Annotated in this window: 18 protein-coding genes and 1 riboswitch; of the genes, 11 read left to right on the forward strand and 7 right to left on the reverse strand. The window is 62.3% G+C overall.

Features of this window, described 5'->3' with window-relative positions; translation table 11 throughout:
- The first annotated feature begins 137 nt into the window (after positions 1-137).
- Genes pilG through trhA form a run of 7 tightly spaced genes read left to right on the forward strand, consistent with a single transcriptional unit; the run spans position 138 to position 10,066 of the window.
- Positions 138-548, forward strand: coding sequence for a twitching motility response regulator PilG (gene pilG / locus NPS47_RS11255; protein ID WP_038615381.1), 411 nt, complete (start codon positions 138-140; stop codon positions 546-548).
- Positions 549-593: 45 nt separating this feature from the next.
- Positions 594-959, forward strand: a complete 366-nt coding sequence (gene pilH / locus NPS47_RS11260; protein WP_038615379.1) for a twitching motility response regulator PilH — start codon at positions 594-596, stop codon at positions 957-959.
- Positions 956-1,510 (forward strand): chemotaxis protein CheW, encoded by a 555-nt coding sequence (locus tag NPS47_RS11265; protein ID WP_274295041.1) that lies wholly within the window; start codon positions 956-958, stop codon positions 1,508-1,510. The genes pilH and NPS47_RS11265 overlap by 4 nt, the downstream gene beginning before the upstream one ends.
- 15 nt (positions 1,511-1,525) lie before the next feature.
- Positions 1,526-3,571 (forward strand): methyl-accepting chemotaxis protein, encoded by a 2,046-nt coding sequence (locus tag NPS47_RS11270; RefSeq protein WP_274295042.1) that lies wholly within the window; start codon positions 1,526-1,528, stop codon positions 3,569-3,571.
- Between the two features lie 34 nt (positions 3,572-3,605).
- Positions 3,606-8,933 carry an Hpt domain-containing protein gene (locus tag NPS47_RS11275; protein WP_274295043.1) on the forward strand — a complete coding sequence of 1,776 codons (5,328 nt, stop codon included), beginning with the start codon at positions 3,606-3,608 and terminating at the stop codon, positions 8,931-8,933.
- Positions 8,926-9,393: a chemotaxis protein CheW gene (locus NPS47_RS11280; RefSeq protein ID WP_274295044.1), complete on the forward strand. Its 468-nt coding sequence runs from the start codon at positions 8,926-8,928 to the stop codon at positions 9,391-9,393. Before NPS47_RS11275 ends, NPS47_RS11280 begins: the two co-directional genes overlap by 8 nt.
- A gap of 55 nt (positions 9,394-9,448) precedes the next feature.
- Positions 9,449-10,066: a PAQR family membrane homeostasis protein TrhA gene (gene trhA, locus NPS47_RS11285; protein WP_274295045.1), complete on the forward strand. Its 618-nt coding sequence runs from the start codon at positions 9,449-9,451 to the stop codon at positions 10,064-10,066.
- On the opposite strand, the gene NPS47_RS11290 is transcribed toward trhA, so the two are convergent.
- Positions 10,063-10,782: a 16S rRNA (uracil(1498)-N(3))-methyltransferase gene (locus NPS47_RS11290; RefSeq protein WP_274295046.1), complete on the reverse strand. Its 720-nt coding sequence runs from the start codon at positions 10,780-10,782 to the stop codon at positions 10,063-10,065. The two genes, trhA and NPS47_RS11290, sit on opposite strands and share 4 nt — an antisense overlap.
- A gap of 98 nt (positions 10,783-10,880) precedes the next feature.
- Positions 10,881-12,287, reverse strand: coding sequence for an adenosylmethionine--8-amino-7-oxononanoate transaminase (locus NPS47_RS11295; RefSeq protein ID WP_274295047.1), 1,407 nt, complete (start codon positions 12,285-12,287; stop codon positions 10,881-10,883).
- 190 nt (positions 12,288-12,477) lie between these two features.
- Between NPS47_RS11295 and NPS47_RS11300 the strand changes: the two genes are divergently transcribed.
- The 3 genes from NPS47_RS11300 (at position 12,478) to NPS47_RS11310 (ending at position 15,685) form a co-directional block, all read left to right on the forward strand.
- Positions 12,478-14,289: a flavin monoamine oxidase family protein gene (locus NPS47_RS11300; RefSeq protein ID WP_274295048.1), complete on the forward strand. Its 1,812-nt coding sequence runs from the start codon at positions 12,478-12,480 to the stop codon at positions 14,287-14,289.
- Between the two features lie 232 nt (positions 14,290-14,521).
- Positions 14,522-15,073 (forward strand): cytochrome b, encoded by a 552-nt coding sequence (locus NPS47_RS11305; RefSeq protein ID WP_274295049.1) that lies wholly within the window; start codon positions 14,522-14,524, stop codon positions 15,071-15,073.
- A 33-nt stretch (positions 15,074-15,106) separates the two neighbouring features.
- Positions 15,107-15,685, forward strand: a complete 579-nt coding sequence (locus NPS47_RS11310) for a YceI family protein (protein WP_274295050.1) — start codon at positions 15,107-15,109, stop codon at positions 15,683-15,685.
- 64 nt (positions 15,686-15,749) lie between these two features.
- On the opposite strand, the gene NPS47_RS11315 is transcribed toward NPS47_RS11310, so the two are convergent.
- From NPS47_RS11315 to ahcY, 5 genes are all read right to left on the reverse strand, one after another.
- Positions 15,750-17,642 carry a DEAD/DEAH box helicase gene (locus tag NPS47_RS11315; protein WP_274295051.1) on the reverse strand — a complete coding sequence of 631 codons (1,893 nt, stop codon included), beginning with the start codon at positions 17,640-17,642 and terminating at the stop codon, positions 15,750-15,752.
- Positions 17,643-17,865: 223 nt separating this feature from the next.
- A complete protein-coding gene (locus NPS47_RS11320; RefSeq protein ID WP_274295052.1) occupies positions 17,866-18,651 on the reverse strand; it encodes a substrate-binding periplasmic protein in 786 nt (261 codons plus the stop codon).
- Positions 18,652-18,716: 65 nt separating this feature from the next.
- Positions 18,717-19,799 (reverse strand): hypothetical protein, encoded by a 1,083-nt coding sequence (locus NPS47_RS11325; RefSeq protein ID WP_274295053.1) that lies wholly within the window; start codon positions 19,797-19,799, stop codon positions 18,717-18,719.
- A gap of 104 nt (positions 19,800-19,903) precedes the next feature.
- On the reverse strand, positions 19,904-20,749 hold the full coding sequence (gene metF / locus NPS47_RS11330; protein ID WP_274295054.1) for a methylenetetrahydrofolate reductase [NAD(P)H]: 846 nt from the start codon (positions 20,747-20,749) through the stop codon (positions 19,904-19,906).
- Positions 20,750-20,845: 96 nt separating this feature from the next.
- Positions 20,846-22,255, reverse strand: coding sequence for an adenosylhomocysteinase (ahcY, locus tag NPS47_RS11335; RefSeq protein WP_274295055.1), 1,410 nt, complete (start codon positions 22,253-22,255; stop codon positions 20,846-20,848).
- A gap of 21 nt (positions 22,256-22,276) precedes the next feature.
- A riboswitch (S-adenosyl-L-homocysteine riboswitch) is annotated at positions 22,277-22,381 on the reverse strand.
- 182 nt (positions 22,382-22,563) lie between these two features.
- Here ahcY and NPS47_RS11340 point away from each other — a divergent pair.
- Complete coding sequence (locus NPS47_RS11340; RefSeq protein ID WP_038615346.1) at positions 22,564-22,965, forward strand: acyl-CoA thioesterase; 402 nt, start codon at positions 22,564-22,566, stop codon at positions 22,963-22,965.
- The last annotated feature ends 8 nt before the right edge of the window (positions 22,966-22,973 follow it).

Below are 22,973 nucleotides of genomic sequence, written 5' to 3' on the forward strand. Positions count from 1 at the left end.
AAACGCATCCGCGATGGCGTTGCGGCGGGCCGTGGCGCGGGCCGATGGAATGCACCCCCAGAGTGTGCTAAAAAGGCCTGGCACGTGGCCTGCACGGCCTTTCCAGGCGACGCTTGAGCAGCGATGGTAGAGCAATTATGGAACAGCCCGGCGCGGCACTGAAGGTGATGGTGATCGATGACTCGAAAACGATCCGTCGTACCGCACAAATGTTGCTCAATGAAGCAGGCTGCGAGGTCATCACCGCCACCGACGGCTTTGATGCGCTGGCCAAGATCGTCGACCAGCATCCGCAGATCATTTTCGTCGACGTGCTGATGCCGCGTCTGGACGGTTACCAGACCTGCGCCCTGATCAAGCACAACAGTGCCTTCAAGGACACGCCGGTGATTCTCCTGTCGTCCCGTGACGGCCTGTTCGACAAGGCCAGGGGCCGCGTGGTCGGCTCCGATCAATTTTTGACCAAACCTTTCAGCAAGGAAGAACTGCTGGACGCAATCAGGGCCCACGTGCCCGGGTTCGCCGCAGAAGAACAACACGCACCCTGACGCCGCGCCCCGGCAGCGGCGTCCAGTCCTTTGATGGGGAACAGCATGGCCCGAGTTCTGATCGTCGACGATTCGCCGACCGAAATGTACAAACTGACCGGAATGCTCGAAAAACACGGGCATCAGGTGCTCAAGGCCGAGAACGGCGCCGATGGCGTGGCGCTGGCGCGGCACGAAAAGCCGGACGCGGTGCTGATGGATATCGTCATGCCCGGCGTCAACGGTTTCCAGGCGACCCGTCAACTCAGCAAAGACCCGGAAACCGCCGCCATCCCGGTAATCATCGTCACCACCAAGGATCAGGAGACCGACAAGGTCTGGGGCAAGCGCCAGGGCGCCAGCGACTACCTGACCAAGCCGGTGGATGAAGAGACCCTGATCAAGGTGCTCAACGGCGTTCTCAAAGGTTGATTACCCAGCCCATGGGCGAGTCACTGACGGCCTTCGAACTGCTGCTGGACATCGACCGGCGCTGTCGGCTGCTGGCGGCTGACCTGCCGTTGCAGGAAACCCGCCTGCAGAGCTGGAGCGGTATCGGCTTTCGCATCGGCGAGCAGTGGTTCGTCGCGCCGATGGGCGAGGTCGCCGAAGTGCTGCACGAGCCGCGCCTGAGCCGGATTCCCGGGGTCAAAGCCTGGGTCAGCGGGGTGGCCAACCTGCGTGGGCGGCTGTTGCCGGTCATGGACCTGTGCGGCTTTCTGGGCCTCGGGCTGTCTGCACCGCGCAAGCAGCGGCGGGTGCTGGTGCTCGATCATGAGGAGCTGTTTGTCGGCCTGCTGGTCGATGAGGTGTTGGGTTTGCAGCACTTTCCCCTGCACAGCCTCGAACTGTCGCCACCCACCCCGTTGCTCAGCGGTGCGGCACCCTTTGTTCAGGGCCACTTCCAGCGGCAACGCTGCTGGGCCATTTTCAGCCCGCTGGCCCTGGCCCAGGCGCCGGGCTTTCTCGACGTGGCGTTGTAAAGGAATGCCGGATTCGTGACCAAGACCAACAGCGCTTCTCCAACCCCAGGCTCGCGCAGCAGCGCCCGGATCGCGGCGTTGTTCGTCGTGCTGATCCTGTCGATCATCCTGCTGTTCGTCAATTTTGCCTACCTCAACACCCAGGCTAACTACGACAAGCAGTACATCGGTCACGCCGGTGAGTTGCGGGTGTTGTCCCAGCGCATTGCCAAGAACGCCACCGAGGCGGCCGCGGGCAAGGCGCGGGCGTTCCGTCTGCTCAGCGAGGCGCGCAACGATTTCGAACAGCGCTGGGGCTACCTGAACAAAGGTGACGCGGCCACCGGCCTGCCTGCCGCACCCCCGGCGGTGCGCGATGAAATGGATGCGGTGCTGCGCGACTGGGAAGGCTTGCGCAAGAATACCGATACGATTCTGGCCAGTGAACAGACGGTGCTGTCGCTGCACCAGGTGGCCGCGACCCTGGCCGAGACCGTGCCGCAACTGCAGGTTGAGTACGAAAAAGTCGTCGAGATCCTGTTGCAGAGCGGCGCACCGGCCAATCAGGTGGCGGTGGCCCAGCGCCAGTCGCTGCTGGCCGAGCGTATCCTCGGTTCGGTCAATACCGTGCTGGCCGGTGACGAGACCTCGGTACAGGCGGCAGACGCCTTTGGTCGTGATGCCAGCCGTTTCGGCCAGGTGCTCGAAGGCATGCTCGGTGGCAACCCGACCCTGCAGATCACCCGTGTCCAGGACCCGGACGCGCGGGCGCGGCTGGCGGATATCGCCGAGCTGTTCCAGTTCGTTGCCGGGTCCGTGGATGAAATCCTCGAGACCTCGCCGGAACTGTTCCGCGTGCGTGAAGCGGCCGGGAACATCTTCAACCAGTCGCAGACGCTGCTCGACGAAGCTTCGCACCTGGCCAACGGCTTTGAAAATCTTGCCGGTGGGCGCACCCTGGATACCGTCGGCGGCTATGTGCTGGGCCTGCTGGCACTGGCGTCGATCATCCTCATTGGCCTGGTAATGGTCCGTGAAACCCATCGGCAATTGCGTGAAACCGCGCAGATGAATGAGCGCAACCAGCAAGCAATCATGCGCTTGCTCGACGAAATTGAAGACCTGGCCGATGGTGACCTGACGGTGATGGTGTCGGTGACGGAAGACTTCACCGGTGCGATTGCCGACTCGATCAATTACTCCATCGACCAGTTGCGTGATCTGGTGGCCACCATCAACCTCAGTGCCGAGGAAGTGGCCAGCGCCGTGCAGGACACCCAGAACACTGCCCACCAGCTGGCCAAAGCCTCGGAGCACCAGGCCGAGCAGATCACCGAAGCCTCGGTGGCGGTTGGCGACATGGCCGAGTCCATCGACCGGGTTTCCACCCATGCCTACGAGTCGGCGAAGGTTGCCGAGCGCTCGGTGGCGATTGCCAACAAGGGCAATGAAGTGGTGCACAACACCATCCGCGGTATGGACAACATTCGCGAACAGATCCAGGACACCGCCAAGCGGATCAAGCGCCTGGGCGAGTCTTCCCAGGAGATTGGCGACATCGTCAGCCTGATCGATGACATTGCCGACCAGACCAACATCCTCGCCCTCAATGCGGCGATCCAGGCGTCGCTGGCCGGCGAGGCGGGGCGCGGCTTTGCCGTGGTCGCCGACGAGGTACAACGCCTGGCTGAGCGTTCGTCCTCGGCCACCCGGCAGATCGAGGCGCTAGTGCGCACCATTCAGACCGACACCAACGAGGCAGTGATTTCCATGGAGCAGACCACCGCTGAAGTGGTGCGCGGTGCGCGCCTGGCCCAGGATGCCGGCGTTGCGCTGGAGGAGATCGAGGGCGTGTCGCAAACCCTCGCCGAACTTATCCACAGCATCTCTGATGCCGCCCAGCTGCAGACCTCATCGGCCGGGCAGATCTCGCATACCATGGCGATAATCCAGCAGATCACTTCACAGACCTCGGCCGGCTCCAGCGCGACCGCCGACAGCATTGGCAACCTGGCCCGCATGGCCAGTGAAATGCGGCGCTCGGTGTCCGGCTTCACCCTGCCACCGAATCCACCACGTTGAGCGCACGCCTGTGAGCATGGCAACGGGAGCAGATATGGCCGAGCGCCACGACACGGTAGCCCTGACTTGGGTCAAGGGCGCCATCGCCGACTGCCTGGCCCAGGCACGCCTGGCGCTGGAGCACTTCTGCGCGGAACCCGGCGATGAAGATGACCTGCTCGGGTTTATCGACAACCTGCACCAGGTGCGCGGTTGCCTGGTGATGCTCGAGCTCAGTGGCGCCGCCTTGCTCGCCGAAGAACTGGAGCAACTGGGCATAGCCTTGAAGGAAAAACGCGTCAGCCAGCGCGGTGAAGCCCTGGGCGCCTTGTTTCGCGGCCTTGAGCAATTGCCGCTGTATCTGGAGCGGCTGCGCAGCGCCCGGCGCGACTTGCCGCTGGTGGTGCTGCCGGTGCTCAACCAGCTGCGCGCCGAACGTGGGGTCGAGCCGTTGGCCCCCGGTAGCCTGTCTGGCCCGGCGCCGGTGGCGGCCGAGGAACTGGCCAATCTTGATTTATCCCTCGGCTCTTTGCGCGAGCGGCTGCAGGCGGGCTCCGATCGCGATGCCTTGCGATCAGTGGTGGCGGCGCTGTGCGAGGACCTGATGCGGGTCAAGGAGCGCCTTGACTTGTTTGTCCGCAGCGACCGTCAGCGTCTGGATGACCTGCAGCCCTTGCTCGCGCCGCTGCGCCAGATTGCCGACACGCTGGCAGTGCTTGGCTTCAGCCAGCCGCGACGGGTGATTATCGACCAGGTGCTGGTGCTGCAGAGCCTGGCCCAAGGCCAGCGCGTGCCAGACGATGCGGTGTTGATGGATATCGCTGGCGCGCTGCTCTACGTCGAGGCAACCCTGGCGGGCATGGTCGGCCCGCTGGAGCAACACCCGAACCAGAGTTCGCTGCCTGGCACCGACCTGGCTGAAATCCGCCAGCTGGTGCTCGACGAGGCCCATACGGTGTTGCAGCAGGTCAAGGATCAGCTCGGCGATTGCCTCGATGCCGGCTGGCAACCGCAGCGCCTGCTGGTGCTGCCGAACTTGCTGCAGCAGATCCGCGGCGCCCTGGCCATGCTGATGCTGCCCCGTGCAGCCGCGTTGATTGGCCAGTGTGCTGACTATGCCCAGCGTCACCTGCTCGGCGCGGCACCACCGGATGCCACAGCCCTGGCGCACCTGGCCGATGCCTTGAGCGCGGGTGAGTGCTACCTGCAATGGTTGCTCGCTGATCCACAAGCCAATCCCCGGCAGTTTCTCGACGCCGCCCAAGCCAGCCTGGCGGCGCTGGGTTATGTGACTGAGCCCGAACCCGAACCCGAGCCCGAACCTGAGGTGGTGGAGGTCGAGGCGGCTATCGAGCCGCCAGTGGTCGATGACGAATTGCGCGAGGTGTTCCTCGAAGAGGCTGATGAACTTCTGCCTCAGCTCAATCAGCAATGGGCGCGCTGGCAGGCCAACACGGCCGACCGCGATGCCCTGGTGGAGCTGCGTCGGGGCTTGCACACCCTTAAGGGCAGCGGGCGGATGGTCGCCGCGCAAGGCCTGGCGGAGCTGGCCTGGGCGGCCGAGCACCTGCTCAACCGGGTCCTTGAGGGCCGCGTCGAAGTGGGGGCTGCGCCGCTGGCCAGTCTGCAGCAGGCGTTGGCGTTGATACCGGGTTTGCTGGTGGCCTTTGCCAACGGTCAGGTGCAGGCGGGCAAAGACGTCGAACAGCTGGCCTTGCATCTGCACGCCCTGGCGATGAATGACGCACCCCATGAAGCCGACGCCAGCGAGGCCATCGACCCGCAACTGCTGGAGATTTTCCGCAACGAGGCCGAGGGGCATCTGGCCAGTCTCGACAGCTTCCTGGCCGCCGCCGATCAGCAGTTGCCGCAATCGGTCAGTGACAGTTTGCAGCGCGCGTTTCACACCCTCAAAGGCAGCGCCGCCATGGCCGGGGTGCTACCGATTGCCGAACTTGCCGCCGCGCTCGACCTGCTGGCGCGGGAGTTCAAGGCCCATCAGCTGGCCTTCGACCTTGAAGAAATCTACCTGCTGGAAAGCGCCGAACCGCTCTTGCGCCGAGGCCTGCAGCAGTTGTCCACTGCGCCGCTGGCGGTGATCAACGGCGCGGCGACGCTGATCGAGGAAATTCATCAGGTGGTTGAGGCACGCCTGCAGGCCCTGCTTCAGGCGCCGGCTCAGGGCCTGCGGATCAAACGCGATCCGCAGTTGATTGCCAGCTTCCTCGCCCAGGGCATGGATATTCTGCTCGATGCCGAATCGCTGTTGTTGCGCTGGCAAGAGCACCCGAGCGAGCGCCAGGAACTCACGGCGCTGCTCGATGAACTGACCACCCTGGGCCAGAGCGCCCACCTGGCTGACCTGTGGCAGGTGGATGAGCTGTGCGAGGCCTTGCTGGACCTGTATGGCGCGGTTGAGGAAAGCAGCCTGGCGGTCAGTGCGCGCTTTTTCGAACAGGCGCAGCACGCCCATGAGGCACTGATCGACATGCTCGACCAGCTTGCTGCCGGTCAGGAGGTGGATGCCCATCCTGAGCGTCTTGAAGCCTTGCGAGAACTGCTCGACGAAGCCTTGGCGCCCGAGGCCACCGGGCTGATCAGCCATCGTCAGGGGCAGGCGCAGATCGCCGACCTGAGCGCTGCAACGGCAGCGCTGGCGATGGATCCTGCGATGATTGAGCTGTTTCTCGAAGAGGCCAGCGATGTGCTGCAAAGTGCCAACCAGGCGCTGGAGCGCTGGTTGGCCGATACCGACAACACCTCGGCGTTGTCGTCGTTGCAGCGTGATCTGCAGACCCTCAAAGGCGGCGCGCAGATGGCCGCCATCGTTGCGGTCGAGGTGCTCGCCCAGGAACTTGAGCTGTTTTACGAAGGCCTGGTGGATCGCCGTTTCGCCCCGAGTGCTGAACTGTTCACCTTGCTGCGTAGCAGTCATGCCCAGTTGGCCGAGGTGCTGGAACAGCTGCAGGCAGGCCGCGCGCCCTCGTCGGCGGTGACCTTGCTGGCGGCGCTGCGTGACTATCGCCACAGCGCACCGCCTGTTGCGGCAGCGGACAAGCCGGCTGACCCGGTGCAGGAAGCCGGCGACAAGGAACTGCTGGAGATCTTCCTCGAAGAAAGCTTCGATATCGTCGAAAGCTCCGGGGCCGCTCTGCTGCGCTGGCAGGCCGAGCCGCGTAATGCAGTCGAGGTGGAGAACCTGCTGCGCGACCTGCATACCCTCAAGGGCGGGGCGCGCATGGTCGAGATTGCGCCGATCGGCGATCTGGCCCACGAACTGGAATTCCTCTATGAACTGCTGGCTGCCGGGCAATTGCAGCCCAGTGCAGCGCTGTTCAGTCTGCTGCAGAACTGCCATGACCGCCTGGCGCACATGCTTGACGCGGTACGCCTGCAACAACCGCTGCACGCCGCGACAGCGCTGATCGACTACATTCGCAACTTCAGCAGTGCGGCGCTGGCCGATACTGCCGCCCAGCAGTCGCATCCTGAAGCGGCCACAGCGGTGGAAGCACCGGTGACAGCGCCCGAGCGCGGGCCGGTGGACATGGTCAAGGTGGCCTCGGACCTGCTGGACGACCTGGGCAACCTGGCGGGCGAGCATTCGATCATTCGCGGACGCATCGAACAGCAGGTCAATGATGCCCAGGTCGCGCTGAATGAGATGGAAACCACCCTGGAGCGCATGCGCGACCAGTTGCGCCGCCTGGATACCGAAACCCAGGGGCGAATTCTCAGTCGTCAGCAGGGTGATGGCGATGGCCAGGTCTATGACGACTTCGACCCGCTGGAAATGGATCGTCACTCCCAGTTGCAGCAGCTGTCGCGGGCCTTGTTCGAGTCGGCCTCCGATCTGCTCGACCTCAAGGAAACCCTGACCCTGCGCGCTCAGGAGGCGCAAGGCCTGTTGCAGCAGCAGGGGCGGGTCAACAGTGAGCTGCAGGAAGGCCTGATGCGCACACGCATGGTGCCTTTCGAGCGTCTGGTGCCACGCTTGCAACGTGTCGTGCGGCAAGTGGCCAGCGAGCTCGGCAAGCAGGTCGAGCTGGTGGTCGGCAATGCCGAAGGCGAGATGGACCGCAGCGTGCTGGAGCGCATGGTGGCGCCGCTGGAGCACATGCTGCGCAACGCCGTCGACCATGGTCTGGAGTCCCGCGAAATCCGTCTGGCCGCCGGCAAGCCGGAGCAAGGGCTGATTGCGTTGACCCTGTTGCACGAAGGCGCCGACATTGTTATCGAAATGACCGACGACGGCGCGGGCGTGCCACTGGATGCGGTGCGGCGCAAGGCGATCAAGCGTGGCTTGCTCGACCCCGCGGCGGTCCTCAGTGACCATGAGGTGATGCAGTTCATCCTCCAGCCGGGGTTCTCCACCGCCGAGAAAATCACCCAGATCTCCGGACGCGGCCTGGGCATGGATGTGGTCCATGAAGAGGTCAAGCAACTCGGTGGTTCGATGGTGATCGAGTCCAGCCCGGGCAAGGGCGCGCGCTTTCTGATTCGCTTGCCGTTTACCGTGTCGGTCAACCGCGCGCTGATGGTGCACTACGGTGAAGAGCAGTACGCCGTGCCGCTCAACACCATCGAGGGCATTGTGCGCGTGCCGCCGGCCGAGCTGGAAGCCTGCTATCAGCTTGATCCGCCGCACTATGAATACGCCGGGCACCGCTACGAACTGTGCTACCTCGGCGAACTGCTGCAAGGCGCCGTGCAACCGCGCCTGCTGGGCCAGAGCCTGCCGTTACCGGTATTGCTGGTGCATTCTCACGAACAGCAGTTCGCGATCCAGGTCGACAGCCTGGCGGCCAGCCGCGAGATTGTGGTCAAAAGCCTCGGGCCGCAGTTTGCCAGCGTCCAGGGGTTGTCCGGCGCGACCTTGCTGGGCGATGGCCGGGTGGTGCTGATCCTTGATTTGCCAGGTCAGCTGCGTGGCTTGCAGCAGCATCACGTCCAGCAAGCGGGCAGCGCCATTCGTTTGCCTGCGCAACAGATCGAACAGGCGCCGAAGCGGCCGTTGCTGGTGATGGTGGTCGATGATTCGGTGACCGTGCGCAAGGTTACCGGGCGCCTGCTGGAACGTCATGGCATGAACGTACTGACCGCCAAGGACGGCGTCGATGCGATGGCGTTGCTGCAGGAGCACCGTCCTGATGTGTTGCTGCTGGACATCGAAATGCCGCGCATGGACGGCTTCGAGGTGGCCACACAGATTCGTCACGATCCGCACCTCCAGGACCTGCCGATCATCATGATCACCTCGCGAACCGGACAGAAACACCGTGATCGGGCCATGTCCATCGGGGTCAACGACTACCTGGGCAAGCCTTATCAGGAATCGGTGCTGCTGCAGAGTATTGCGCTATGGAGTAACCGTCATGCTTGAACAGCCCGTGCGCAATGGTCGTCGCAGCAGCCTGACCGGCTTGTTGCTGGCGCTGGCTGACCGCTGCCTGGTGTTGCCCAACGTCGCCGTGGCCGAACTGATCGGTTATCAGGCCGGCTCCGCGGCGCCGGAGCAGCCCGACTGGATGCTCGGCTGGATCGACTGGCGCAACCAGCGTCTGCCGTTGCTCAGTTTCGAGGCGGCTTGCGGTGGCCAGGTGCAGGTAGGGGAGCGGGCGCGAATCGTTGTGCTCAACGCCTTGGGCGGTAGTCGTTTGCGCTTCATTGCCGTGCTGGTGCAGGGCATTCCACGCTCTTGCAAACTCGACAGCCAGCTCAACTACGTCGATGTGCCACTGGCGGCGCTGGAACTGGCGGCGGTTCAGGTTGGCGATCAGGTCGCCAGGGTGCCCGACCTGCCAGCGCTTGAGCAATTGCTTGAGGGCGCGGGACTGGTTTGAAACAGTTGCCCGTGTAGGATGGGAGGCCTGTCCGTCGTTCGGAGGACCCTGTTGCATGTATCACGGTGAACGCTTCAATGCCTGGACGCATCTGGTCGGCGCGGTGCTGGCCGGTATCGGCGCGGTCTGGTTGCTGGTGGTGGCCAGTCTGCAGGGCGATCCCTGGAAGATCGTCAGCCTGGCGATCTACGGTTTTACCCTGCTGTTGCTCTACAGCATTTCAACGATCTATCACAGCGTGCGCGGCAAGGCGAAAGTGGTGATGCGCAAGCTCGATCACCTGTCGATCTACCTGTTGATTGCCGGCAGCTACACCCCCTTTTGCCTGGTCAGCCTGCGCGGGCCCTGGGGCTGGAGCCTGTTCGGGGTGGTTTGGGGGCTGGCGGTGATCGGCATGCTGCAGGAGATCAAGCCGCGCTCCGAAGCGCGGGTGCTGTCGATCATCATCTATGCGCTGATGGGCTGGATCGTGCTGGTCGCCGTCAAGCCGTTGCTGGCCAGTCTCGGGGCTGCCGGGTTTGCCTGGCTGGCGGCCGGTGGTGCGTTCTACACCATCGGCATCATCTTCTTTGCCTATGACAGCCGCTTTCGCCATTGGCATGGCATCTGGCACCTGTTTGTCATTGCCGGCAGCCTGTTGCATTTCATCGCTGTATTTTTCTACGTGCTCTAGAAGTCGCCCCACAGCTGCTGGGCAACCGCCAAGGCCACCACCGGTGCGGTTTCGGTGCGCAGGACCCGTGGGCCGAGGCGCGCGGCGTGGAAACCGGCGGCCTTGGCGTGTTCGACTTCGGCCTCGCTCAAGCCGCCTTCCGGGCCGATCAGGAATGCCAGGCTCTGCGGCTTCTGGTGGCTGAGCAGCGGCTCGGCCACCGGATGCAGAACCAGCTTGAGCTGTTCATCACAGGCCTTGAGCCAGTCGGCCAGCAGTACCGGTGGGTTGATCAGCGGCACGCTGGAGCGACCGCATTGTTCACAGGCACTGATCGCCACCTGACGCCAGTGGGCCAGGCGTTTGTCGGCGCGCTCGTCCTTGAGGCGTACTTCACAGCGCTCGCTGACGATCGGGGTGATGACGGTCGCCCCCAGTTCGGTGGCTTTCTGGATCGCCCAGTCCATCCGTTCGCCACGCGACAGGCCCTGGCCGAGGTGGACCTTGAGGCCGGAGTCTGCTTGGCCGGCGAAGGATTCGCTCAGTTGCACCCGCACGGTTTTCTTGCCGACTTCGAGTAAGTGGCCAAGGAATTCCTGGCCGCTGCCGTCGAACAGTTGCACGGCGTCGCCAGCGGCCATGCGCAGCACCCGGCCGATGTAGTGGGCCTGGGCTTCGGGCAGGTCGTGCTCGCCGAGGCTCAGGGGGGCATCAATGAAGAAGCGGGACAGTCTCATTTCAAAACTCGGAATATGTGTTGGTCTATCGCGGGGCAAGCCCGCTCCCACAGGGGATGTGTGAAGCCTGTGGGAGCGGGCTTGCCCCGCGATGCTTTTTAGCCCGGATCGCGAAAATCAGGATGGAAATTACCCGGAACCGCCACGCTGACACTGTCGCGTGTAGCGATATCAATACCTTCGCTGGCCACTTCAGCAAGGAAATCGATCTGTTCCGGGGTAACCACATACGGCGGCAGGAAGTACACCACGCTACCCAGCGGGCGTAGCAGGGCGCCGCGGGTCAGGGCGTGTTCGAAGACTTTCAGGCCGCGGCGTTCCTGCCACGGGTAGGCGGTCTTGCTGGCCTTGTCCTGGACCATCTCGATGGCCAGGGCCATGCCGGTCTGGCGCACTTCAGCGACGTTCGGGTGATCGACCAGGTGGGCCGTGGCGCTGGCCATGCGCGTGGCCAGCGCCTTGTTGTTCTCGATCACGTTGTCTTGCTCGAAGATATCCAGGGTCGCCAGTGCCGCCGCACAGGCCAGCGGGTTGCCGGTGTAGCTGTGCGAATGCAGGAAGGCGCGCAGGGTCGAGTAGTCGTCGTAGAACGCGTTGTACACCTCGTCGGTGGTCAGGCACGCGGCCAGTGGCAGGTAGCCGCCGGTCAGGGCCTTGGACAGGCACAGGAAGTCAGGGCGGATGCCGGCCTGTTCACAGGCGAACATCGTGCCGGTGCGGCCGAAGCCGACGGCGATCTCGTCATGGATCAGGTGCACGCCATAGCGGTCGCAGGCCTCGCGCAGCAGCTTGAGGTACACCGGGTGGTACATGCGCATACCGCCCGCGCCCTGGATCAGCGGCTCAACGATCACTGCGGCGAGCGTGTCGTGATGTTCAGCCAGGGTCTGCTCCATGGCTACGAACATCGTGCGCGAATGCTCTTCCCAGCTCACGCCCTCGGGGCGCAGGTAGCAGTCCGGACTTGGCACCTTGATGGTGTCGAGCAACAGCGCCTTGTAGGTCTCGGTGAACAGTGGCACGTCGCCCACCGACATCGCTGCGATGGTCTCGCCGTGGTAGCTGTTGCTCAGGGTGACGAAGCGCTTCTTGTCTGGCAGGCCTTTGTTGAGCCAGTAGTGAAAGCTCATTTTCAGCGCCACTTCGATGCAGGACGAACCATTATCAGCGTAGAAGCATCGGGTCAGGCCTTCAGGAGTGATCTGTACCAGGCGCTCGGACAGCTCGATCACCGGCTGATGGCTGAAGCCGGCAAGGATCACATGCTCAAGCTGATCGACCTGGTCCTTGATGCGCTGGTTGATGCGCGGATTGGCATGGCCGAAGACGTTGACCCACCAGGAGCTGACCGCGTCGAGATAGCGTTTGCCTTCGAAGTCTTCCAGCCATACGCCTTCGCCGCGCTTGATCGGGATCAGCGGCAGTTGTTCATGGTCTTTCATCTGGGTGCAGGGGTGCCACAGGACCTTCAGGTCACGTTGCATCCACTGTTGGTTGAGGCCCATTTCTCTTCTCCTGGCGACGACAGCGCGGACATGCGGCGCAAGCCTATGCAATGCGCCGGTCGAGGACAACCCGTGACATGCAATCAGGCGCTGGCGTCGCTAGCCGGGGGACTTGGCCTCGCGTATTCTTCGGCTACTCTTTCCAGGGGGAATCCCCCCCTCTTTCTGCTTTGATCCGGAGTTCGCCAACATGTCTGCTGGGTGGCTGCGCGCCTGTGCGCTGGTAATGATAGGACTGTTCAGCGGCGCTGCGCTGGCCAAGGACAAAACCCCGACTGCGATCGTCGTTGGCGGTGGTCTGGCTGGCCTGACCGCCGCTTATGAATTGCAGGGCAAGGGCTGGCAGGTGACCCTGCTCGAAGCCAAGTCGGGCATGGGCGGGCGTTCCGGCCTGGCCACCAGCGAGTGGATCGGCAACAGCAAGGCCCAGCCGATCCTCAACCAGTACCTGGATACCTTCAAGATCAGCACCCTGCCGGCGCCGGAATTCGTCCGTACCCCGGGTTACCTGATCGATGGCGAGTATTTCAGCTCGAGCGACCTTGCGACCAAGCAGCCGGCGACCGCCGAGGCGCTCAAGCGCTATGAAAAGACCCTCGACGATCTGGCGCGTTCGATTGACGATCCGCAGAACCCTGCGGCCAACAGCACTCTGTTCGCCCTCGACCAGTTGAACGTGTCCGGCTGGCTGGACAAGCTGCAGTTGCCGACCACTGCGCGCCAGTTGATTAATCAGCAGATCCGCACCCGCTACGACGAGCCATCGCGCCTGTCGCTGCTGTATTTCGCCCAGCAGACCCGTGTCTATCGTGGTGTCAGCGACCGTGACCTGCGTGCCGCACGCCTGCCAGGCGGCAGTCCGGTGCTGGCCCAGGCCTTCGTCAAGCAGTTGAAGACCATCAAGACCAGCTCGCCGGTCAGTGCCATTACCCAGGACAAGGACGGCGTGACGGTCAAAGTCGGCAGCGTCGGTTATCAGGCCGATTACGTGGTCCTGGCCGTGCCACTGCGCGCGCTGGCAAAGATTCAGATGACCCCTGGTCTGGACACCAAACACCTGGCCGCCTTGAAGGGTACCAACTATGGCTGGCGTGACCAGCTGTTGCTGAAATTCAAGACCCCGGTGTGGGAGAGCCGCGCGCGCATGTCCGGCGAAATCTACAGCAACACCGGTCTCGGCATGTTGTGGGTCGAGCCTGCGCTCAAAGGTGGTGCCAACGTCGTCATCAACCTGTCCGGCGACAACGCGCGCCTGCTGCAGGCCTTCGGCGACAAGCAGATGGTCGACCAGGTGCTGATCCGCATGCATGCGTTCTACCCGCAGGCGCGCGGTGCCTTCACCGGTTACGAAGTCCGCCGTTACAGCACCGACGCCAACATGGGCGGTGCCTACCTGGCCTATGGCCCGGGCCAGATCAGCAAATTCTGGCGCTTGTGGGAGCGTCCGGTGCAGCGTGTCGCCTTTGCCGGTGAGCACACCGATGCGCTCTATCCGGGCACCCTGGAAGGCGCCCTGCGCAGTGGCCAGCGTGCAGCCAGCCAGGTCCAGGACCTGGCGGCGGGCAAATCCTTCGACCCTGTCAGTGCGGCACCCGCAGCAGCTGCGACTGCGGTGGCGGCCAGCAAGGGCAACTTCTTCTCCAACCTGTTTGGCGGGTCGTCCGACAAGCCCGCCAAGGCAGCGGATCCGGTGAAGAAAGAAACGAACAAACCAGGCTTCTTCTCGCGGATGTTCGGCAGTGACGACAAGGCTGTTGAAAAACCTGCCGTCAAGCCGGCAGAAGCTGCTCAGGCACCGGTTGCAGCACCTGCGCCAGTAGTGCCTGCGGTGGCCAAAGAAGAGCCAGTCAAGCCTGCGCCGGTCAAGGCGGCACCCGCCAAGGCGGCCAAGCCAGCACCGGTGAAAAAGCCGGTGGCCAAGGCCGAGCAGGCGAAGAAGACCGCAGCCAAGCCGGCGCCGGTCAAGAAACCAGTGGCCAACGTGCAGGCTAAAGCGCAGTAATCGTGTTGAATTTATCGCGGGGCAAGCCCGCTCCCACAGTGGTGTATCCAATCCTGTGGGAGCGGGCTTGCCCCGCGATGCCGCTACACCTTCCCTTACAGTTAATGTTTCCTTAATAGCACTGTTAAACACTAACAATCGTCTTTCTCGATCGTTCATAGCGAAATTTTGCGCTTTAATTCGATAGATAACCCGTTAGTCTTGAGCACAGTTCTTACAGGGAAACACGGCAATGCAACTGCGCAATTCATCTTCTCGCTACGGCCTGGTCAGCATCGTCATGCACTGGGGTGTGGCACTGGCAGTGTTCGGATTGTTTGGCCTGGGTCTGTGGATGATGGGCCTGGACTACTACAGTCCATGGCGCAAAGAAGCCCCCGACCTGCACAAGAGCATCGGCCTGGTGTTGCTGGCGGTGATGCTGGTACGCGTGGCCTGGCGCTTCATCAGCCCGCCACCACCGGCGCTGCCGAACCACGGCAAGCTGACCCGCGTAGCCTCCAAAGCCGGACATGGTCTGCTTTACGTCGGCCTGTTCGCGGTGATGACCGCCGGCTACCTGATTTCCACCGCCGATGGCGTGGGTATCCCGGTGTTCGGTCTTTTTGAAGTGCCAGCGCTGGTCAGCGACTTGCCTGATCAGGCGGATGTCGCCGGTGCAATCCATTTCTACCTGGCCTGGGGCCTGGTGATTTTTGCCGGCCTGCACGGACTGGCAGCCCTGAAGCACCACTTTATCGACCGTGACGCGACCCTCAAGCGCATGCTGGGCCGCAAAGCTTGATGTTCAACCTCAACTCCAAAGGGATATAGACGCATGTTGAAAAAGACTTTTGCCGCTCTGGCGCTCGGTACCGCACTGCTTTCGGCCGGCCAGGCCATGGCTGCAGACTACAAGATCGACAAGGAAGGCCAGCATGCCTTCGTAGACTGGAAGATCAGCCACCTGGGCTATAGCTTCATTCACGGTACCTTCAAGGACTTCGACGGCTCCTTCAGCTGGGATGCTGCCAAACCTGAAGCCAGCAAGATCGCTGTCGACCTGAAAACTGCCAGCCTGTGGTCCAACCACGCTGAGCGTGACAAGCACATCGCCAGCAAAGACTTCCTCGATGTGGGCAAGTACCCAATGGCCAAGTTCGTCTCCACCAGCGTCAAGTCGACTGGCGAGAAAACCGCTGACGTGACCGGCGACCTGACCATGCACGGCGTGACCAAGCCGGTCACCTTCAAGGCTACCTTCGTCGGCGAAGGCAAGGATCCATGGGGCGGCGAACGTGCAGGTTTCAACGCTACCACCACGCTGAACCTGAACGACTTCGGTATCAAAGGCCCAGGCCCTGCTTCGCAGACCCTGGACCTGGATATCTCGGTCGAAGGCATCAAGCAGAAGTAATTGTTGCCCAGCCAACAAAAACGCCGCCCCTAGGGGCGGCGTTTTTGTTGGTGCATAGGCTGAATCAGCGATTACGCGTCAGCAGCGCAGGCTTCTCGCCACGTGGACGGCTTGGCAGTTGCTCAAGCTGTTCGGCAGTCGGGAAGCGGTCGATCTTCGACTCTTTGTGCATGATCTTCGGCTGCGGCTGGCCTTCACGCGGATTGCGCACGGCTGGCTCGCCCGATTGATTGTCACTGTTGGGCCGGCGATTACGGGCTCCACCGCCGTCACGGCGCGGCTGACCACCGCCACCATTACGCGGACCACCGCGTTTTTCGCCGTTGGCCGAACCACCCGTACCGGTGCGCGGGCCATTGTTGTTGCGACCTTGGCCGCCACCGCTACGCGGCTGGCCAGTAGCGCCGGCACCTGCCTGGGCGGGTGCGCCAGGACGACGGTTGCGACCCTGGTTGCCCTTGTTCTGGTAAGGGCTGACGTAGTCGGCGCGGTTACCAAAGTTGTCCACTTCGTCATCCAGGAACTCTTCCGGGTCACGATTTGCGGGTACCGATGGTACGCCGGCTTGTGCGGACTGTTGCGGGCGCGGCTTTTTGTTGTCGCGTGGTTTGCGATCCTGGCGGCCACCGGCAGACTTCTCTGCGGTTTTTTCCTTGTCTTTGTCGCGACCTTTTTCCTTGCCCTGATCCTTGCCTTTGTCTTTGCGTCCGCCGTTGCCGGTGTTGGTGCCGTCAGCACGCTGACCACGGCCACCACGCGGGTTGTTTTGTGGACGCTCGCGGACTTCAGGCTTCTCGGCTTCAACCTTGGAGGCATCAAAGCCCATCAGGTCGCCATCCGGGATCTTCTGGCGGGTGACGCGTTCGATGCTCTTGAGCAGCTTTTCTTCATCCGGGGCGACCAGCGAGATCGCTTCACCCGAGCGACCGGCACGGCCGGTACGACCGATCCGGTGCACGTAATCTTCTTCGACGTTCGGCAGCTCGAAGTTGACCACATGCGGCAGTTGGTCGATGTCCAGGCCACGGGCCGCGATATCGGTGGCAACCATGATGCGCACGGTGCCGGCCTTGAAGTCGGCCAGGGCTTTGGTGCGGGCATTCTGGCTCTTGTTGCCGTGGATCGCGGCGGCGGTCAGGCCGTGCTTTTCCAGGTATTCGGCCAGGCGGTTGGCGCCGTGCTTGGTGCGGGTGAAGACCAGTACCTGTTCCCAGGCGCCGGTGGTGATCAGGTGCGCCAGCAGGGCGCGCTTGTGGCTGGCCGGCAGGCGGTAGACACGCTGTTCGATCCGCTCGACCGTGGTGTTCGGCGGGGTAACCTCGATGCGCTCGGGGTTGTGCAGCAGCTTGTCGGCAAGGTCGGTGATGTCCTTGGAGAAGGTCGCCGAGAACAGCAGGTTCTGACGCTTGGCCGGCAGCCGTGCGAGGACTTTCTTCACGTCGTGGATGAAGCCCATGTCGAGCATGCGGTCGGCTTCGTCCAGTACCAGGGTTTCGACGTGGGAAAGGTCGACACTGCCTTGGCCGGCGAGGTCGAGCAGGCGGCCCGGGCAGGCCACAAGCACGTCAACGCCACGGGCCATGGCCTGAACCTGCGGGTTCATGCCGACGCCACCGAAGATGCAGGCGCTGACGAATTTGAGGTCGCGGGCATAAACCTTGAAGCTGTCGTGCACCTGGGCGGCCAGTTCGCGCGTCGGGGTCAGCACCAGAACCCGCGGCTGGCGTGGGCCATGACGCTGGGATTTGTCTGGGTGACCACCTGGAAACAGGCGCTCGAGGATCGGCAGGGCGAAACCACCGGTTTTACCAGTACCTGTCTGGGCGGCAACCATCAGGTCGCGACCTTGCAACACGGCGGGAATGGCCCGCTGTTGCACCGGAGTGGGCTGGGTATAGCCAGCAGCCTCGATGGCACTGACTAGAGCCTCGGAGAGACCGAGGGAAGCAAAGGACATGAGCAATCCTGTTCTTAGTGGGGGCTAAGCCCGATGGGATAATCTTGCCTGGCGCGACGGGCATCGGGTGATGCTATCGCGTCCGGTCCAGCAGGGTCTTCAATGCGCATCCGGAGTATGGCGGGCGGGCTCTTGGCCGCGCTGTCCTGCCGTCGGGATGCCTTTTGCAAGGCCGAGCGTCCGGGCGTAAGCCTGGCGGGAAGGCCCGAGTATAACAGAGCAATCAGGGCGTGCTGCGTTCCTGCTGCTCAACGGTGGTTCGAAAGTTTTCACCGGCATCGACATAACGAGCATTCAAGGCCGCGTAGGCAGGCTCTTGTTTGAAGCGGCGCAGCTCAGTGGCAAAGCGCTGCATCAGCTCGTACCGACCGGCATTACGGCGTACCGCCAGGTATTGGCTCTGGCGGCTGACCACCAACGGCAGCTCGCTGATTTGCTGATCCAGGCCCAGATATCGGCTGAGGTAGCGTCCGACGCGGCGGTCGGTGATCAGCAAGTCGATGCGCCCGCGCTGCAGTTTGCCGAAGTTGGCTTCATGGGTTGGCGCCGGCTCGCGGGTGAACAGTGGCGAATCGCTGAACGCTGGTGCATAGGAATAACCAGGCGAGGTGCCGACGGTCAAGCCGCGAAGGTCGTGCAGGCTGTTGACCGGATAGGGGCGGGCGTTGGCGTAAAACAGCACAAACTCCACGCCCGATAACGGTTCGTTGGGGTAGTAGAGCTGATTGGCGCGCTGCTCGGTATAGAAAATATCCAGGATACCGTCCGCCAGGCCTTGATCGATCATCGCCAGACAACGCTTCCAGGGCAGGAACTGCCAGTCCACTTCCACACCCAGACGCTTGAACACTTCGACAGTGACGTCGTAGTCGATACCTTTGGCCTCACCGTTTTCCATATAGACATAGGGTGCCCAGGGTTCGGTGACGATACGCAGCCTCTCGCCATGGGCAAACGCACTCAGGCAAGTGAGCAACAGGGCGGATAACAAACGGGTGAAATCAGGCATGGCTGGAGAGTACGACGTGCGCACGACGATGGCTAGTCGAGGTGCGCATTACCCTTGCCGGGTATTCAGCGTTGTGATCGTTTTATCAGCGAGTCACGGACAGTACTGTGCTTGTTGCCCAGGCTCAGGCGCATGCCAGGGTGCTTGAACCACTGGTGCAATTTGTCGTGGCACAACGGGCGCGAATGACGGGCATTGGCATTTTCCAGCGCTTTGTCCCACCAGGCGGGGCCACAAGCGCGGTCGAACTCGTTGGGGTATTCGTAGCAGCCGTTCATCAATTCACGCAGGAACTGACGCTGTTCGCTGGGCAGGGTCAGGCTCAGTACCTTGTAGCCCAGGCGTTGCAGGGCTGGCGGCTTTGGCAGCTGGGCGTTGACCAGGGCTACATCCTGCAGCGCCTGGCCGCTCAGCGGCGCGTGCTGGTGCTTGGCCAGCCAGGCCTGGACCTTGGCCCTGAACAACTGTTTGCGGCTCCAATAATGATGCAGCAGGTCGGTGCACTGGTTGACCTGCACGCGGCGATAGGCCGCCACCGCCAGGCAGAACTCTTCCAGGGTGTACGCGCCGTTGGCATGCGGGTAGTACTCGTCCATCAGGGCGATGGAGTGGTCGAGCAGTGGCGCATCTTCTTGCGTCAGGCCGATGACGCCAGAGTTAAGCTGGGGCATCTGGCGGTCAGCCAGCCCGCGCGCTTCAAGCAGCGATGCCAGGCCCTGGTACAGCCGGCACTTCGGGTTGTGCCCGAAGTTGGCGCCGATGGCATTGCACAGCAGGGTGCCTGGCTTGATGCGCCGGAACAGCTCAATGGGCGATTGGTGGAAGAATGTGTCGGTATCGATCAGTGCGGCCACGGGCGCGTTGGCCAGCACCTGGCGCATGACTACGTGCTTGCTGCGAAAGTGATAACCATAAGGCTGGTTCCAGGCTTCGCGGGTGGCGGCATCCAGCGTGTGGACGGTTACCGGAAGGTGCTGGTAGGGCTCGGGATTATCGCTGTAGACCTGAATATCCAGTGCTTCGCCCGGGGTTTTGCGCAGGTTGGCCAGGGCGCTGACGATGCTGAACTGAGCTTCCTGATGATACGTCTGGGCACCGAAGACCAGGTAAACCAGTTGTGGGCGAGGCGGGGTATGTCCGTATGGCATGAAGCACGTTAGTCCATTGGCTGGGGGATGCAAAAAGGCCTTAGCGTAAACCAAGGCCTTTTCAGTATCCCACAGTATTTGTTACCGGCGATGTAGCTTGTCGATCAGCGCGGCAACTTGAGGTTGTTCCAGATCGCCAGGCTCGGGTCGGCCTGGTTCAGGGTGTAGAAGTGCAGCCCGGGTGCGCCGCCTTGCAGCAGTTGTTCGCACATGCGGGTGATGACCTCTTCACCGAACTTCTGGATGCTGTTGACGTCATCGCCATAGGCTTCCAGCTGTTTGCGGATCCAGCGTGGGATCTCGGCGCCGCAGGCGTCGGAGAAACGCGCCAGCTTGCTGTAGTTGGTGATCGGCATGATCCCCGGAACCACAGGAATATCCACACCCATCTGCTGCACGCGCTCGACGAAGTAGAAGTAGCTGTCGGCGTTGAAGAAGTACTGGGTGATGGCGCTGTCGGCGCCGGCATTGGCCTTGCGCACGAAATTCTTCAGGTCATCTTCGAAGTTGCGCGCCTGGGGATGCATCTCCGGGTAGGCGGCGATTTCGATATGGAAGTGATCGCCGCTTTCCTGGCGGATGAACTCGACCAGTTCGTTGGCGTAGCGCAGCTCGCCGCTGGCCATGCCCATACCCGAGGGCAGGTCGCCGCGCAGGGCAACGATGCGCTGGATGCCGGCGGCCTTGTACTGGCTCAGCAGGCTGCGCAGGTCTTCCTTGCTGTCACCGACGCACGACAGGTGCGGGGCGGCAGGAATCTTCACTTCGCTTTCCAGCTGCAGCACGGTGTTCAGCGTGCGGTCGCGGGTCGAGCCTCCGGCACCGTAGGTGCAGGAGAAGAAATCCGGGTTGTAGCTGGCCAGCTGGCGGGCAGTGACGAGCAGTTTTTCATGTCCAGCATCGGTCTTGGTCGGGAAGAACTCGAAGCTGTAACGACGTTCCTGAGACATGGCGAAATCCTGGTAAACCGATCAAGCAGGCCGGCCCTGAGGCTGGCGTACAGAAAAAAGCCGGTGACGCTTGGCAGCGACACCGGCTCTGGCCCATCAGTAGCGGTAGGCGTGTGGCTTGAACGGCCCTTCAACAGTAACGCCGATGTACTCGGCTTGCTGAGGCGTCAGTTGGGTCACCACGCCGCCGAAGCCGCGGACCATTTCCAGGGCCACTTCTTCGTCGAGTTTCTTCGGCAGCACTTCGACCGTCAGGCGCTCGGCTTTCTGCGCGGCTGGCAGGTCGGCGTACTTCTGGCCGAACAAGAAGATCTGCGCCAGCACCTGGTTGGCGAACGAACCGTCCATGATGCGGCTTGGGTGGCCGGTGGCGTTACCCAGGTTGACCAGACGGCCTTCGGCCAGCAGGATCAGGTAGTCGTCGTTCTGCGGGTCGAAAGCGCCAGCGCCGGTACGGTGGATCTTGTGTACCTGCGGCTTGACCTCTTCCCAGGCCCAGTTCTTGCGCATGAAAGCGGTGTCGATTTCATTGTCGAAGTGACCGATGTTGCAGACCACAGCGCGCTTTTTCAGGGCTTTGAGCATGTTGGCGTCGCAGACATTGACGTTGCCGGTGGTGGTCACGATCAGGTCGATCTTGCCCAGCAGCGCTTTGTCGATGCTTGCTTCGGTGCCGGTGTTGATACCGTCGATGAACGGCGAAACCAGTTCGAAGCCGTCCATGCAAGCTTGCATGGCGCAGATCGGGTCGACTTCAGTGACCTTGACGATCATGCCTTCCTGACGCAGCGACTGGGCCGAGCCCTTGCCGACGTCACCGTAGCCGATGACCAGGGCTTGCTTGCCCGACAGCAGGTGGTCGGTACCACGCTTGATCGCGTCGTTGAGGCTGTGACGGCAGCCGTACTTGTTGTCGTTCTTGCTCTTGGTGACCGAGTCGTTGACGTTGATCGCCGGGATTTTCAGCTCGCCCTTGGCCAGCATGTCCAGCAGGCGGTGAACGCCGGTGGTGGTTTCTTCGGTCACGCCGTGAACGCGGTCGAGAACAGCCGGGTATTTTTTGTGCAGCAGCTCGGTCAGGTCACCGCCGTCGTCGAGGATCATGTTGGCATCCCATGGCGCGCCATCCTTGAGGATGGTTTGCTCCAGGCACCACTCGTACTCTTCTTCGGTTTCACCTTTCCAGGCGAACACCGGGATGCCGGCAGCGGCGATCGAGGCAGCGGCCTGGTCCTGGGTGGAGAAAATGTTGCAGGACGACCAGCGTACTTCGGCACCCAGGGCAACCAGGGTTTCGATCAGCACGGCAGTCTGGATGGTCATGTGGATGCAGCCGAGGATCTTCGCACCCTTGAGCGGTTGCTCTTGCAGGTACTTGCGGCGCAGGCCCATCAGTGCAGGCATTTCCGATTCGGCGATGATGGTTTCGCGACGACCCCAGGCAGCCAGGGAAATGTCAGCGACTTTGAAATCGGTAAAACCGGCAGGCGTGTTTACAGCGCTCATGAAGAGCCTCCATTCGTAGTGTGCGAATGGGCGCCGTTGTGCGTTTAGTGTCGGCAGGCAAGCCTGGCCAGACAACGCCCCATCCGAGCCTGACAGGTTGAACCTGCTGCAGCGCCCCTCGGACAGGTGGCGGGAACGGTATCAAGTGCAGATGACCGTTTTAAAGCGATGGCGATTATAGCCGCGCCTGCGCATCTGCCCAAGGTTTTCTGTCGATTAATCGAGACGATAGTCGATGTTAAATGGAGGAGGGGGGCTGCCTCTGCCATCATTACCCCCAACGAATGGCAAGACGCTCAGGAGTCGATATGAATTTTCACACCCGCAAATGGGTCAAGCCCGAAGATCTCAATCCCAATGGCACGCTGTTCGGCGGCAGCCTGCTGCGCTGGATCGATGAAGAGGCGGCGATCTACGCGATCGTGCAACTGGGCAACCAGCGTGTGGTGACCAAGTACATTTCGGAGATCAACTTCGTCAGCGCCTCGCGCCAGGGCGACATCATCGAGCTGGGTATTACCGCCACCGAATTCGGCCGTACCTCGATCACCCTCAAATGTGAAGTGCGCAACAAGATTACCCGCAAGAGCATCCTGACCGTTGACCGCATGGTCTTCGTCAACCTCGGTGAAGACGGCTTGCCGGCGGCGCATGGGCGGACCGAGATCAAGTATGTCCAGGACCAGTTCCCGGATAGCGCGGTGGAGTAGTAAAAGCA

Source organism: Pseudomonas putida (genome assembly GCF_028682475.1).
Classification (GTDB): Bacteria; Pseudomonadota; Gammaproteobacteria; order Pseudomonadales; family Pseudomonadaceae; genus Aquipseudomonas; species Aquipseudomonas putida_AG.

What these genes read in the sequence shown, in the direction of transcription:
- NPS47_RS11280 (WP_274295044.1), top strand. Translation starts at nt 8,926, where the DNA reads ATGCTTGAACAGCCCGTGCGCAATGGTCGTCGCAGCAGCCTGACCGGC.
- trhA (WP_274295045.1), top strand. Translation starts at nt 9,449, where the DNA reads ATGTATCACGGTGAACGCTTCAATGCCTGGACGCATCTGGTCGGCGCG.
- NPS47_RS11315 (WP_274295051.1), bottom strand. Translation starts at nt 17,642, where the DNA reads ATGTCCTTTGCTTCCCTCGGTCTCTCCGAGGCTCTAGTCAGTGCCATC.
- NPS47_RS11340 (WP_038615346.1), top strand. Translation starts at nt 22,564, where the DNA reads ATGAATTTTCACACCCGCAAATGGGTCAAGCCCGAAGATCTCAATCCC.
- NPS47_RS11275 (WP_274295043.1), top strand. Translation starts at nt 3,606, where the DNA reads ATGGCCGAGCGCCACGACACGGTAGCCCTGACTTGGGTCAAGGGCGCC.
- NPS47_RS11325 (WP_274295053.1), bottom strand. Translation starts at nt 19,799, where the DNA reads ATGCCATACGGACATACCCCGCCTCGCCCACAACTGGTTTACCTGGTC.
- NPS47_RS11300 (WP_274295048.1), top strand. Translation starts at nt 12,478, where the DNA reads ATGTCTGCTGGGTGGCTGCGCGCCTGTGCGCTGGTAATGATAGGACTG.
- NPS47_RS11290 (WP_274295046.1), bottom strand. Translation starts at nt 10,782, where the DNA reads ATGAGACTGTCCCGCTTCTTCATTGATGCCCCCCTGAGCCTCGGCGAG.
- NPS47_RS11305 (WP_274295049.1), top strand. Translation starts at nt 14,522, where the DNA reads ATGCAACTGCGCAATTCATCTTCTCGCTACGGCCTGGTCAGCATCGTC.
- pilH (WP_038615379.1), top strand. Translation starts at nt 594, where the DNA reads ATGGCCCGAGTTCTGATCGTCGACGATTCGCCGACCGAAATGTACAAA.
- NPS47_RS11320 (WP_274295052.1), bottom strand. Translation starts at nt 18,651, where the DNA reads ATGCCTGATTTCACCCGTTTGTTATCCGCCCTGTTGCTCACTTGCCTG.
- NPS47_RS11310 (WP_274295050.1), top strand. Translation starts at nt 15,107, where the DNA reads ATGTTGAAAAAGACTTTTGCCGCTCTGGCGCTCGGTACCGCACTGCTT.
- NPS47_RS11295 (WP_274295047.1), bottom strand. Translation starts at nt 12,287, where the DNA reads ATGGGCCTCAACCAACAGTGGATGCAACGTGACCTGAAGGTCCTGTGG.
- ahcY (WP_274295055.1), bottom strand. Translation starts at nt 22,255, where the DNA reads ATGAGCGCTGTAAACACGCCTGCCGGTTTTACCGATTTCAAAGTCGCT.
- pilG (WP_038615381.1), top strand. Translation starts at nt 138, where the DNA reads ATGGAACAGCCCGGCGCGGCACTGAAGGTGATGGTGATCGATGACTCG.
- metF (WP_274295054.1), bottom strand. Translation starts at nt 20,749, where the DNA reads ATGTCTCAGGAACGTCGTTACAGCTTCGAGTTCTTCCCGACCAAGACC.